Source organism: Nesterenkonia aurantiaca (assembly GCF_004364585.1).
Classification (GTDB): domain Bacteria; phylum Actinomycetota; class Actinomycetes; order Actinomycetales; family Micrococcaceae; genus Nesterenkonia; species Nesterenkonia aurantiaca.
Window position 1 is genome coordinate 82,343 of record NZ_SOAN01000002.1, and the last position, 12,214, is coordinate 94,556.

Genomic DNA, 12,214 nt, shown 5'->3' on the forward strand with positions numbered 1-12,214 from the left:
GGGGTGGGGTTGCCCGGCTGAGAGGTCAGATCCCGCCGAGGTAGGGCAGGACCAGGAGAAAGACGATCACCCCGATGCCGACGCCCAGGGTGACCGCGACGGTGACGTCGGAGTTGGCGCGGCCGAGCCCCGGCACCTGATGGTCGGAGGGTTCCGGGGCCGGGGGATCCAGCTCCTGGCGGGAGGAGTGTGCGGGAAGAGATGACATTCGTGCACCTCGCTTGGCAGAGTCGTGCCTGGTGGATGGGCAAAACGTTCTGACCTGGATTCTAAGCAGGATCTCTGAAAATGAGCTGGGCACGAGGTCAACCTTGGCCGGGTGCTGGGGCGGCTCAGTGCAGGAGGCCTGCGGGCACCTTCAGATCGGGTCCCTGGTGCAGCGATTCGGTCAGGAGCAGGTCCACCGCACGCACCGCCTGCGCGCGGCTCACCGGCGATCCTGCCCCGGACAGCTCCGGGACGTGGACGAATCCGGCCGGCATCGAGGGCGGGCCCGCGTGCAGCAGCGCATAGAGCAGGTTGTTGCACACGAAGCTTCCGGCGCTGAGCGAGAGCGCCACGGGAATTCCTGCGGCGCTGATCGCGGCATGGGCTGCCTTCAGCCGCAGGGTGGAGAACATCGCAGGAGGGCCTCCCGGGACCACGGGTTCCTCGGTGGGCTGGTGCCCGGCATTATCGGGGATCCGGGCATCGCGCAGATTCAGGCCCACCCGCTCCAGGCGCACCGCATCGATGCCGGCCGCCAGGCCCACCGCGATCACCAGATCTGGGGCCGTGTCGGCAATCTGTTCGAGCACAAGCTCGGCGCTGGCATGGAACTCCACCGGCAGCAGCGCGGTGCGCACCACGATCTCGCCATGGACCTGCTGGGCGTGCAGCGCGGTGCGGGCGGCTGCGGCGGCCAGGTCGGTGACCACGTCCCAGGAGGGGTTGTGGTCCATCCCCGCGAAGGGCTCGAAGCCGGTCAGCAGCACGGTCGGTGAAGGGTTCATGGCGCGGCCGGCTACGTGGTCACAGCGCCTGTGCGGCGGAGGAGGGCGCGACGTCGAGCAGGCGGATGCCGCGGCTGATGCGTTCCAGGGCCACGGTGAGCTTGGGGATCGCCGCGGGGGTGATCAGAACCAGCACCGATCCGCCGAAGCCACCCCCGATGAGTCGGGCCCCCTCGGCGCCCTGGGCCAGCGCGGTCTCCACCACGAGGTCGGCGACGTCGAAGGAGACCTCGGCGTCGTCGCGCATGCTCATGTGCCCGGCGGTGAGGATGCCACCCACCGTGGAGGCGATGTGGCGCACGCCGTAGGCCTCCCCGGAGAGCAGATGATGCAGCTTCTCGGAGCGCACCATCTCGGTCAGGGCGTGCCGCAGCCGCCGCCGGCAGGCGTCGATGCTGCGCCCCTGGAGCGTCTCCAGCTGTTCTGCGAGCCGATCAAACTCCTCCAGCACATGGGAGACGTCGGCCTTGCGCGGGCGCTCGGGCAGCGCGTCGCGCAGCCGGTCGAAGCCCAGCAGGCGGGCGGCGGCCTCGGCGTCTGCTCGACGGTCCCCGAACTGGCCGTCGGCCAGCCGATGCGCCTCCCCGGTGTCCACGGCGATCAGCCGGTAGCCGCGAAGGATGCAGCCGATGTCCAAGGGGGTGACGCTGAAGTCCCGGCAGTCCAAGGAGAGCACCTTGCCCGGCCGGGCGCGCATCGCCGCGGTCTGATCCAGGCCCCCGGTGCCGGCGCCGACGACCTCGACCTCGGCGCGCACGCAGGCGGCGGCGAGATCTCGGCGGTTCTCCCGGGTCAGCGCGGCGTTGAGATCCTGGAGCGGATTGTCCTGGCCGAACGGGGTGCCCAGGGCGAGGAACGCGAGGATCGAAGCGCATTCAAGCGCGGCCGAGGAGGACAGGCCCCCGCCGATGGGCAGCGTGGAGACCACCAGCAGGTCGGCGCCGAAGCCCTCGTCCACCGCGAACGTCGGCTGGGACCTGCCCAGTTCGCGCAGCGCCCAGAGGACCCCGGAGACGTAATGGCTCCAATGGGCCTCTTCCGGCGTTGCCTCTGGTCCGATCTGGTCCGGGTTCACGGTGGTGACCCCGTCGTCGAGCGAGGCGTCGAGGGTGCGCAGGCGAAGCCTGCCATCAGTGCGCGGGGCTGCGGCCACATAGGTCCCGTGTGACAGGGCCATCGGGAGGCAGCGACCGGCGTGGAAATCGATGTGCTCGCCGTTGAGATTGGCTCTGCCCGGGGCGAACCAGGTGCCCGAAGCTGCCCGGCCATACTCCTGTTGGAAGCGGCTGACCAGGTCAGATTGGATCTCTTGTGGTTCGCCAGGGGCAATCCAGACGGCATCGGTAGTTCGCACGATGTTCCATTGTGCCACTCACGGCGGTGTGGTGTTTTATGGGGATGACCGGCACTGCTGCGGAATCGCCGCGGCGGCCGAGGACCCCGCAGGACTATCGAGAGGATCCCTCCATGGCGATCGAGACTGTGTACACCGCAGAAGCACTGGCCACCGGCGATGGACGCAACGGGCGCACCCGCACCTCAGACGGCATGATCGACCTGAATCTGAGCACCCCGGCGCCGATGGGCGGCTCGGGTGAGGGAGCCAATCCGGAACAGCTCTTCGCAGCCGGCTACGCCGCCTGCCTCCACGGGGCACTGCGCAAGATCGCCTCCGGGGAGGGGGCCGATGTGAGCGACTCCTCGGTCGGGGCGAAGGTGAGCATCGGCAAGGACGAGGACGGCGGCTTCGGGCTCGCCGTGGTCATCGAGGTGGTCATCCCTCACGTCGATCAGGCCCAGGCCGAGGCGCTCGCCGAGAAGGCCCACGCGTTCTGCCCCTACTCCAAGGCCACCCGCGGCAATATCGAGGTCACGGTCACCGTCTCCGACGACTGAGCCCCGGTCTCCGGCTGAGCCCCGGTCGCCGACGCGCTCCCTGCGCCCGGAGCGGACACCCTGGGCTTATTCATTCAACTTTGAAATACTCAAGGTTGAAGCTGGCCGCCCGCAGCAGAGGAGACGTCGATGAGCAGCACCGAGACCGAACCGCAGGAGCAGGTCTGCATCAACGGGCCCTACACCTTCGAGGGTCTGCGCGATGGCGTCACCCGCGCCGAGGACGGGGTGGAGCTGCTCGAGCCGCGAACGGTGCCGCTGGGCGGACCGCGGGCGATGACCGTGCGCCGGACCCTCCCGCAGCGCGCCCGATCGCTCGTCGGCGCCTGGTGCTTCCTGGACTTCTACGGGCCCGATGACCTGACGCGGGCCACTCCGATGCGGGTGCCCCGGCACCCGCACACCGGACTGGCCACCGTCTCCTGGCTCTTCGAGGGCCGGATCGATCATATGGACTCCGCAGGAAACTGGGCCACCGTGCGCCCCGGGGAGGTGGCGGTGATGAACGCCGGCAGCGGGATCAGCCACTCCGAGTACTCCTCCGCCGACACCACCGTGCTGCACGGCGCCCAGCTCTGGTACGCCTTCCCCGAGGCACACCGCTTCGTGGAGCCCTCCTTGGAGACCGCCCGCCCGGATCCGGTGCAGGGTCCCGGCTGGGAGGCCCGGGTCTTCCTGGGAGAGCTGCTGGGTCAGCGTTCGCCGGTGAAGACCTATCTTCCGCTGACCGGGGCGCAGCTGCGCCTCGAGCCGGGCACGGTGCTCGAGATCGAGGTCCCCGCCGCCCATGAGCACGGACTGCTGCGGATCTCTGGCGCGGTGCGGCTCAACGGCGCCCTGGTGGAAGAGGATCATCTGGCGGTGACCGAGACCGGGACCACCATGCTGCGCGTGGAGGCGCTGAAGGAGCCGGTGCTCGCGCTGCTCATCGGCGGCGAGCCCCTGGGCGAACAGATCGTGATGTGGTGGAACTTCGTGGGACGCAGTCACGAGGAGATCGTGGCGTTCCGCCACGCCTACCAGGCAGAGATGGGCTTCGAACCTCCGGCGCAGGACTCTCCGCTGCACATGCAGGCCGGGGCCGCCGAGGACGGCTCTACCGAGCGAGCGGCCCGGGCCGACGGCTCGGAGCATCAGGTCCCGGTCCCCGCAGGGGCGCTGGGCAGCCCGGTGCACGGACGGCTGCGCGATGTGCTGGCCGAGGCCCGCTACGACGACGGACGGTCGTTCCCGCAGTTCGGCGACTTCCCGCCCGGACAGGCCGCTCCACTGCCGGCCCCGGAGCTGCCCAACACCCGGATGAAGCCCCGCGGCTGAACCCGGCAGCCCCGCTGGGGAGCGACTGCTGTGAAAGACTTGGCCTCGCTCACACGGTGAGCGGCACCAGCACCGGCGAGCAGGAGGCTCAGTGAGCGAAGACCCATTGCGCGCGGACCCGCAGCGCGGACGGCTGAGCTCTCGCCTGCTGGCTCACGGGCAGGAGCCTGACCCACGCTTCACCCTCGCCAATGAGCGCACCTTCCTGGCCTGGATCCGCACCGCGCTGGCGTTCCTCGCCGGTGGAGTCGCCGTGGAAGCCTTCGCCGCCGAGGTGTTCGCCGATCCCTACCGCACCGTGGTCTCGGTGCTGACGATCAGCGTGGGACTGCTGATCAGCGTGGGCGCGGGCATGCGCTGGCTCAACGTGGAGCGCAGCATGCGCCTGGGACATCCGCTGCCGATGCCGCTGATCATCCCGGTGCTGAGCTTCGCCTCGGGTGTCGCCATGGCTGTGGTCATCGCGCTGGTGGTGCTGGACTGATGTCCCCGGCGGCCCCGCTGCATGCGGATCCGGGTCTGCAGCCCGAACGCACGGTGCTCTCCTGGGGTCGGACCATGATGCTCTTCGCGCTGGTGGGGGCGGTCTTCCTGCGTTGGCTGCCGCACTATGGCTTCTGGACCGTGGGGCTGGCGCTGAGCTGCGCCGTCGTCGCCGGTGCGATCTACGCCACCCAGCGGCGGCGGTACACGCGGCAGTCTCGTGGCATCGCGGCTGAGCAGGTGGAGGCCGATGTGCCCGCCGTGCTGACCACGACCGTGGCCACCGTGGTGCTCGGCCTGCTGGGCATCCTCGCGGTGCTGTCCTGAACTCGAGCTGAATGCAGGCTGGTCCCGGTGTTGGGCTGGGCGTGCTACGTTTCGCGCTCGACTACCAATGAGGAGGTCCTTGCCTTGTCGATGAAGATGATGACCACAGGTTTCGCCCTGGCCGGCGTGCTGGCCCTGGCGGCATGCAGTGACGCCCCCGCCGCCGAGAACGAGGACGCGGGCGCCCAGGAGCAAGGTGCCGAAGCCGGCGCGGCGAGCCCGGAGGAAGGCGCCGAGGGCGAACAGCCCGAGCTGCCCGAGGCGGACACCTCAGACATTCCGGAGGTCGTCGCGGAGGTCAACGAGGAAGAGATCAGCGGCGAGGACTTCACCGTGCTCTATGAGTCTCAGTTCCAGCAGATGGCGATGCAGTCCCAGATGACCGGCGAGGAGCCCGACCAGGATCAGCTCAAAGATCAGACCCTGGAATCGATGATCGGCAACGAGCTGCTGCTCCAGGATGCCCAGGAAGAGGGCTATGAGGCCTCCCAGGAGGAGATCGATGCGCTGATCGCCGACGCCGCGGAGACCGCGGGAATGGGATCCTCGGAGGAGTTCATCGAGGCCTATGAAGAGCAGGGCATGGACGGGGAGCAGCTCACCCAGGACGCGGAGAACCAGGTCCTGATCAATCAGGTGCTGGCACAGCTGGAGGTCCCCGAGCCCTCTGAGGAGGAGCTTCGTGAGGTCTACGATGAGGCCGTCGCCGCCCAGGAGGAAGCCGGGGGCGCCGAAGGTGCGGAGGGTGAAGACGCCGCCGAGATGCCGTCCTTCGAGGAAGCTCGTGAGGACCTTGAATCGCAGGCCGTGGACCAGGCCCGCAACGAGGCCGCGCTGGACCATGTCGAGGATCTCCGCTCCGACGCAGAGATCCAGACCCACCTGTGATCTGAGCGCGACGCCCTGGAGCGGCCGAGTGTGCCCTCAGGGCAGGTGGCGTCGCGCCGAGGAGTTGGTCTCAGCGGAGTCCATGGCCTGTGGCAGCTGATGTTCCAGCAGCCCGCAGGCCTGCGCCGTGGTGTCGGTGATCAGCTCCCCGGCTCGGTCCAGCAGATCCGGCAGCGAGGCCGCGCCAGGGGCGATCGAGAACGCCGCGGTGAGCCCCGCGGCTCGGCACTGTTCCGCGCTGAGCTGCACCGCCCCGGCGATCACCAGCACCGCCGCCTCGGGCGGGGCGCAGCGCTGCACGGCCTGGACCACCTTGCCGCCGAGGGACTGGGCGTCCAGCGAACCCTCCCCGGTGATCACGAGATCGGCCCGGGCCAGGGTCTGCTGGAGGTCCAGCGCCTCGGCCACCATCTGCGAACCGGGCAGCACCTGAGCCCCGAGCAGCACGGTCAGCGCCAGCGGCATGCCGCCGGCCGCGCCGAAGCCCGGGGCTGCGCACAGCTGCTCCGGATCGGTCTCGCCCATGACGCCCAGCACCTCGGCGAGTCGGGCGAGACCGGCATCGAGGAGACCGACCTGCTCCGGCGTCGCGCCCTTCTGAGGTCCGAACACCGCCGCCGCCCCGCGCTCGCCGGTGAGCGGATTGTCCACATCCACCGCGACCCGCCAGCGCACCTGACGGGCCCGGGGTTCCAGCGCGCTGAGGTCCACGGAGCTGATCTTTCCCAGGCCCGCGCCGCCGGGGTCCACCGGCGTCCCGGTCGCGTCGAGGAACTCGGCGCCCAGGGCGCGCAGCAGCCCGGTGCCGCCGTCGGTGCTCGCGGAGCCGCCGATGCACAGCAGGATCTCGGTGCACTCCGGTTCGGCCAGCAGCGCACGAGCGATCAGCCCGACTCCGAAGGTGTCGGCGCGCAGCGGCTGCGGCGCGACATCAGAGACCTGCGGAAGCCCGTTGCCCTGCGCCGCCTCGATCACCCCGGTGCGTCCGTCGGCAGAACGCCCGTACTGCGCGGTCGCCGGGCGACCCAGCGCGTCATGGATTTCCACGGTCTCCGGAGTGCGTCCCCAGGCGGCCAGCAGCGCCTCCAGGGTGCCCTCGCCTCCGTCGGCGAAGGGCAGCTCGAGGATCTCTGCCGCACCGAAGACCTGGCGGGCCCCGCGGGCCATGGCCGCTGCGGCCTCGGCCGCACTCGCGGAGCCCTTGAACGAGTCCGGGACGCAGACGATGCGCGGCGCGGCGGTGGTGCTCATCGTGTGCGGATCTGCCGGGGTCTGCGGGTCCTAGTCGACATAGGTGTTGGCGATGTAGACGTCGCAGCCCGCGGTGTGTGACACGGTGTTCGCGACGCTGCCCAGCACCCGACGGGCTCCGCGCATGCGCTGGTTGCCCACCACGATCAGCTGGGCGCCCGCCTTCTCCGCGTAGTCGATCAGCGCCTCCGCGGGCTTGCCCTGAGCCGATCCAGCGTGGATCTTCAGCCCGGGGGTGCGCAGACCTCGGACCACCTGCTCGGCGATGTAGAGCGCGTTGTCGGCACCCGAGACCACCCACTGGTCCGAGCCGCTGTTGACGTGTTCGATGGTGGCGTCGGTGTGCGCGGACACCACATGCAGCGCGACATCGAGCTTCAGCGCGAGATCGCGGGCCTTATGGGCGGCACGCTGGGCCGTCGGACTTCCGTCCACGCCGACGATGATCGGACCTGTCATGGTGTTCTCCTTCTTTGAGGTGTGAGGGTGACCACAGATCAGCGTACTGGAGCTTCGGCGGCTGGGCGCGCACCCTTCAGGGCGGGCAGGACCAGCTGGGCGAAGCGCTGCTTCATGGTCTCCAGCGTGATCGCCGCGTCCTGGTCGTTGATCTGCTGGTTGAAGATCTCGACCTCGACCGGCCCGGTGTAGCCGGCCTCGGCCACCCATCGGCTGATGGTGGGGAAGTCCACGTACCCATCGCCCATCATGCCGCGGGACTTCAGCGCGTCGGCGGCCAGCGGGAGGTTGAAGTCGCACACCTGATAGCTCGCGATCCGGTGCTCGGCGCCGGCCCGCGCGATCATCTCGCGCAGCTGCGGGTCCCACCAGACGTGGAAGGTGTCGAGGACGACGCCGACCGTCTGCGCCGGGTGCGGGGCCGCGAGGTCCAGGGCCTCGCCCAGGGTGGAGAGCACCGCGCGGTCCGCGGCGTACATCGGGTGCAGCGGCTCCAGGACCAGCCGGACCCCATGTTCAGCGGCGTAGGGCACCAGCTCGGCGATGCCCTCGGCCACGCGCTCGCGGGCGCCGAGGATGTCCTTGTCCGCGATGCTCTGCTCCACGGCGTCGCCGCGGCCGTCGATGAGGTGCGCCGCGGCCGGCAGCCCGCCGACCACCATGATCAGCTCGGCCGTGCCGATCATCGCCGCCTCGCGGATCGCGGCCCGGTTCGATTCCAGCGCCGCCCGGCGGCCCGGGGCGTCGGCCGGGGTGAGGAACCCGCCGCGGCACAGGGTGGTGGCGGTGAGTCCGGCGGCGGCGATGATCGCCGCCGACCGCTGCGCCCCACCGGCCTGCTCCAGCAGGTGGCGCCAGGGGCCGATGTGCGTCAGCCCCGCCTCGGCCACCGCCTCGGCGGCCTGCTCGAGGCTCAGGTTCGGCGTCGTGCCGGTGTTCAGCGAGAGTTCGAAGCTCATCTGAGTCCTCCGGTGTCTAACAGCGCGGTCATCCGTTCGGCGGCCAGCTGCGGGTCGCGCAGCAGCCCGGCCTGATCGGCGAGCACGAAGGTATGCGCCAGGTGGGTCAGTGAACGTCCGGAATGCAGCCCGCCCACCAGCTGGAATCCGCTCTGGTGTCCGTTGAGCCAAGCCAGGAACGCGATCCCGGTCTTGTAGTACAGGGTGGGGGCGGTGAAGATGTGTTTGCCCAGCGCCCGGGTGGAGTCCATGATCGCCAACCCGCGCTCCGGGTCTCCGGCGTCGTAGGCCTGCAACGCCGCCGAGGCCGCCGGGTAGATGGCCGCAAAGATGCCCAGCAGCGCATCGGAGTGCACGCCGTCCTCGCCGTGGATCAGTTCCGGATAGTTGAAGTCATCGCCGGTATAGAGCCGGACACCCTCGGGAAGAGCGGCGCGCAGCTGCTTCTCGTGTGCGGCGTCGAGCAGCGAGACCTTCACGCCGTCGATCTTCTCGGCGTTCTCCTGGATCAGTCGAAGGAAGGTGCTGGTCGCGGCCGTGACGTCCGTGGAGCCCCAGTATCCGGTGAGCGCGGGATCGAACATCGGGCCCAGCCAGTGCAGAATGACCGGCTCCTTGGCCTGGTCGAGCAGCGGCGAGTAGACCGCGAGGTAGTCCTCGGGGCTGCCGGCCACCTTGGCCAGCGCGCGGGAGGCCATCAGGATGACCTTGGCCCCAGAGTCCTCGACCACGGCGAGCTGCTCGCGGTACGCGGCGAGCACCGCATCCAGGCCAGCCGTTCCGGGCTCAAGGGGGCCGGGGTCCAGCTGGTCGGTGCCGGCGCCGCAGGCGATCAGATCCCGCACCGAGCGGCCGATCACCGCGGGGTGGCGCTGCGTGCGCACCACGGCGGCGGCCTCGGCGGCCGAGCGCCGGATCAGCTCCTGGGTCGCCGCCCAGTCCAGCCCCATTCCGCGCTGCGCGGTGTCCATCGCGTCGGCGACGCCGAGCCCGTAGGACCACAGCTCATGCCGGTAGGCCAGGGTGGCCTCCCAGTCCAGCTGCGCGGGTGCACCGGGGACGTTCTCCGCCGTCATCATCGGCACCACGTGCGCCGCGGCGTAGACCTTTCGCGAGGTCAGCGGCTTGGTAGGGGGAGTGAAGTCTGCGGGACCAGTCATCGTGTAGTCCAGCAGCTGACCCTCAGGGGAGGGCAGCCGCAGAGTCGGCAGAGTGACCGTGGAGGTTCGGGTGCTGTCGTTGGTCACGGAGTCGGCAGGGGCGGGGGTGCTCATAGGGTGAGCTCCGGGATGTCGAGGGTGCGGCGTTCTGCGGCGGAGCGCAGTCCGAGCTCGGCCAGCTGGACCCCGCGAGCGGCGGAGAGCAGGCCGAAGCGGTGTTCGCGGCCGGCCACGACGTCGGCGAGGAACTCTTCCCACTGCGCCTTGAAGCCGTTGTCCAGATCGGCGTTGGCGGGCACCTCGCTCCACTGGTCACGGAAGGACTCGGTGACCGGCAGGTCAGGGTTCCACACCGGCTTCGGGGTGTGGGCGCGCTGCTGGGCAACACACTGGTTCAATCCGGCGACCGCGGAGCCATGGGTGCCGTCGACCTGGAACTCCACGAGCTCGTCGCGGTAGACCCGCACGGCCCAGGAGGAGTTGATCTGACCGATGACCTGATCGCCCTCCGGGGTCTCGAGGTCGAAGATGCCGTAGGCGGCGTCGTCGGCGTCGGCGGTATAGGCCTCGCCGTGTTCGTCCCAGCGCTGCGGGATGTGGGTGGCGGTCTTGGAGGTCACGGTCTTGACCGTGCCGATGATGCTCTCGAGCACGTAGTTCCAATGGCAGTACATGTCGGTGGTCATCGAACCGCCGTCGGCGAGCCGGTAGTTCCAGGAGGGGCGCTGGGCGGGCTGCTGGTCCCCTTCGAAGACCCAGTAGCCGAACTCCCCGCGCAGCGAGAGGATCCGGCCGAAGAAGCCCTCCTGAACCAGGCGGCGCAGCTTGATCAGGCCCGGGAGGTAGAGCTTGTCATGCACGACCCCGGCGGTGATGCCCGCGGCCCGAGCCTGGCGTGCCAGGTCCACGGCCTCCTCCAGGGTCTCTGCAGTGGGCTTCTCGGTGAAGATGTGCTTCCCGGCGCCGATGGCCGTCGAGAGGGTGGCGTGGCGCAACGAGGTCATCGAGGCGTCGAAGACGATGTCCACGGAGGGATCGTTGATCACGGCGTCGAGGTCGGTGCTGTGATGCTCGACGTCGTGCTTGGCGGCCAGCTCCTTGATCTTCGCCTCATTCCGGCCGATCAGGATGGGCTCGACGGTGACCGTGGACCCGTCGGCCAGGGTGATGCCGCCCTGATCACGGATGGGCAGGATCGAACGCAGCAGGTGCTGGCGGTATCCCATTCGGCCGGTGATGCCGTTCATGGCGATGCGCAGGACGCGGGGCTCAGACATGGTGGGGAACTCCTTGGAGGCACGAATGGGAATGCGCTTTCCAAACTATTCTCACCGGGTTAGTTGTGTCAAACGTCACAATTCGGGATCGGCGTCGGTGCGGGGATGTGGCAGGATCATTTCGAGCAGGGGAGAGGAGCCGCGAGGTGAGCGTGGCGAAGCGCAAAGGTGCCAGGCGGCCGTCGATGATCGACGTCGCCAAACATGCCGGTGTCTCGCATCAGAGCGTCTCCCGTGTTCTGAACGCTCCCGAGACGGTGCACCCGGACACTCGCGGGCGGATCGAGCGCTCCATGGCCACCCTGGGGTACCGGCGCAACAGCCAGGCCCGGGCGCTGAAGACCCAGAGCACCGGGCTGATCGGTGTGGTCAGCCAGGGTGACACCGACTTCGGTCCCACCCGGATGACCTGGGCGATCGAGAATGCCGCTCGGCAGCGCGGCTACGCCACAGCGCTCAGCGTGGTCCGCGATCAGCGCGCCGAGACGGTGGACTCCACACTGGACTTCTTTCTCAGCCACGGGATCGAGGGGATCGTGGTGATCACCCCGGTGCCCGCGCTGGCCGAGGCGGCCAAGCAGCTCTCCGCCCGGGTGCCGCTGGTGCTGGTCACCTCTGGGCTCTGGCCTGCGGGAAACATGAACGTGGCCGGCATCGACCAGGAGCTCGGCGCGCGACGTGCCACCCAGCACCTCATCGACCTCGGCCACCGGTCCATCGCCCACATCGCCGGCCCGATGGAGTGGTTCGATGCCCGCGGCCGCGTGGTCGGGTGGCGGCAGGCGCTCGCCGTCGCTGATCTCAGCGCACCACCGATGATCCGGGCCTCCGGCTGGACGGCCGAGGCCGGCTATGAGGCTGCCCAGGAGCTCTTCTGCGGGGACCCGCTGCCCGACGCGATCTTCGCCTCCAATGACTTCATCGCCCTGGGGCTGGTCCGGGCGCTGGCCGAGCGCGGGCTCCACGTCCCGGGGGACATCTCGGTGGTCGGGTTCGACGACGTCGATGCCGCCGGGTACTTCTCCCCGCCGCTGACCACGGTGCGTCAGCCCTTCGAGGAGGCCGGACGCGCGGCGCTGGAGCTGCTGCTGGACCTCACCGACGGACTGACTCACGTGCCGAACTTCATCTCCCCGGAGCTGATCGAACGCGGATCCACCGCCGTCCGCAGCTGAACCAGAGAATCTTGAGAAAGCCTTGACGCG

Annotated in this window: 14 protein-coding genes; 6 read left to right on the forward strand and 8 right to left on the reverse strand. The window is 69.5% G+C overall.

Annotated features, from left to right (window positions below; genetic code table 11):
- Positions 1 to 25: 25 nt before the first annotated feature.
- The 3 genes from EV640_RS03385 to EV640_RS03395 form a co-directional block, all read right to left on the reverse strand.
- The gene (locus tag EV640_RS03385; RefSeq protein ID WP_036475763.1) at positions 26 to 208 is read right to left on the reverse strand and encodes a hypothetical protein; all 183 of its coding nucleotides are present in this window, start codon (positions 206 to 208) and stop codon (positions 26 to 28) included.
- Positions 209 to 332: 124 nt separating this feature from the next.
- Positions 333 to 992: a pyroglutamyl-peptidase I gene (locus tag EV640_RS03390; RefSeq protein ID WP_133725817.1), complete on the reverse strand. Its 660-nt coding sequence runs from the start codon at positions 990 to 992 to the stop codon at positions 333 to 335.
- Between the two features lie 19 nt (positions 993 to 1,011).
- Positions 1,012 to 2,346 (reverse strand): galactokinase, encoded by a 1,335-nt coding sequence (locus EV640_RS03395; RefSeq protein WP_166645864.1) that lies wholly within the window; start codon positions 2,344 to 2,346, stop codon positions 1,012 to 1,014.
- 119 nt (positions 2,347 to 2,465) lie between these two features.
- Here EV640_RS03395 and EV640_RS03400 point away from each other — a divergent pair, with 119 nt between their 5' ends.
- From EV640_RS03400 to EV640_RS03420, 5 genes are all read left to right on the forward strand, one after another.
- Positions 2,466 to 2,888: an organic hydroperoxide resistance protein gene (locus EV640_RS03400; RefSeq protein ID WP_036475934.1), complete on the forward strand. Its 423-nt coding sequence runs from the start codon at positions 2,466 to 2,468 to the stop codon at positions 2,886 to 2,888.
- A gap of 129 nt (positions 2,889 to 3,017) precedes the next feature.
- Positions 3,018 to 4,205, forward strand: a complete 1,188-nt coding sequence (locus EV640_RS03405) for a pirin family protein (RefSeq protein ID WP_133725819.1) — start codon at positions 3,018 to 3,020, stop codon at positions 4,203 to 4,205.
- A gap of 91 nt (positions 4,206 to 4,296) precedes the next feature.
- Positions 4,297 to 4,689, forward strand: coding sequence for a YidH family protein (locus EV640_RS03410; RefSeq protein WP_036475770.1), 393 nt, complete (start codon positions 4,297 to 4,299; stop codon positions 4,687 to 4,689).
- Positions 4,689 to 5,015, forward strand: coding sequence for a DUF202 domain-containing protein (locus EV640_RS03415; RefSeq protein WP_133725820.1), 327 nt, complete (start codon positions 4,689 to 4,691; stop codon positions 5,013 to 5,015). Before EV640_RS03410 ends, EV640_RS03415 begins: the two co-directional genes overlap by 1 nt.
- Before the next feature lie 96 nt (positions 5,016 to 5,111).
- Positions 5,112 to 5,903, forward strand: coding sequence for a SurA N-terminal domain-containing protein (locus tag EV640_RS03420; protein ID WP_036475936.1), 792 nt, complete (start codon positions 5,112 to 5,114; stop codon positions 5,901 to 5,903).
- A 36-nt stretch (positions 5,904 to 5,939) separates the two neighbouring features.
- On the opposite strand, the gene EV640_RS03425 is transcribed toward EV640_RS03420, so the two are convergent.
- From EV640_RS03425 to EV640_RS03445, 5 genes are read right to left on the reverse strand one after another with little or no spacing between them, the layout of a single operon-like run.
- Positions 5,940 to 7,154: a glycerate kinase gene (locus EV640_RS03425; RefSeq protein ID WP_133725821.1), complete on the reverse strand. Its 1,215-nt coding sequence runs from the start codon at positions 7,152 to 7,154 to the stop codon at positions 5,940 to 5,942.
- 30 nt (positions 7,155 to 7,184) lie between these two features.
- On the reverse strand, positions 7,185 to 7,613 hold the full coding sequence (locus EV640_RS03430; RefSeq protein WP_036475773.1) for a universal stress protein: 429 nt from the start codon (positions 7,611 to 7,613) through the stop codon (positions 7,185 to 7,187).
- 38 nt (positions 7,614 to 7,651) lie between these two features.
- Positions 7,652 to 8,572: a sugar phosphate isomerase/epimerase family protein gene (locus EV640_RS03435; RefSeq protein ID WP_036475775.1), complete on the reverse strand. Its 921-nt coding sequence runs from the start codon at positions 8,570 to 8,572 to the stop codon at positions 7,652 to 7,654.
- Entirely contained in the window at positions 8,569 to 9,783 is a 1,215-nt protein-coding gene (locus EV640_RS03440; protein WP_424991609.1) for a dihydrodipicolinate synthase family protein, read from the reverse strand. The genes EV640_RS03435 and EV640_RS03440 overlap by 4 nt, the downstream gene beginning before the upstream one ends.
- Positions 9,784 to 9,842: 59 nt before the next feature.
- Positions 9,843 to 11,009 (reverse strand): Gfo/Idh/MocA family protein, encoded by a 1,167-nt coding sequence (locus EV640_RS03445; protein ID WP_133725823.1) that lies wholly within the window; start codon positions 11,007 to 11,009, stop codon positions 9,843 to 9,845.
- A 152-nt stretch (positions 11,010 to 11,161) separates the two neighbouring features.
- Here EV640_RS03445 and EV640_RS03450 point away from each other — a divergent pair, with 152 nt between their 5' ends.
- Positions 11,162 to 12,184 (forward strand): LacI family DNA-binding transcriptional regulator, encoded by a 1,023-nt coding sequence (locus EV640_RS03450; RefSeq protein ID WP_133725824.1) that lies wholly within the window; start codon positions 11,162 to 11,164, stop codon positions 12,182 to 12,184.
- Positions 12,185 to 12,214 lie beyond the last annotated feature (30 nt).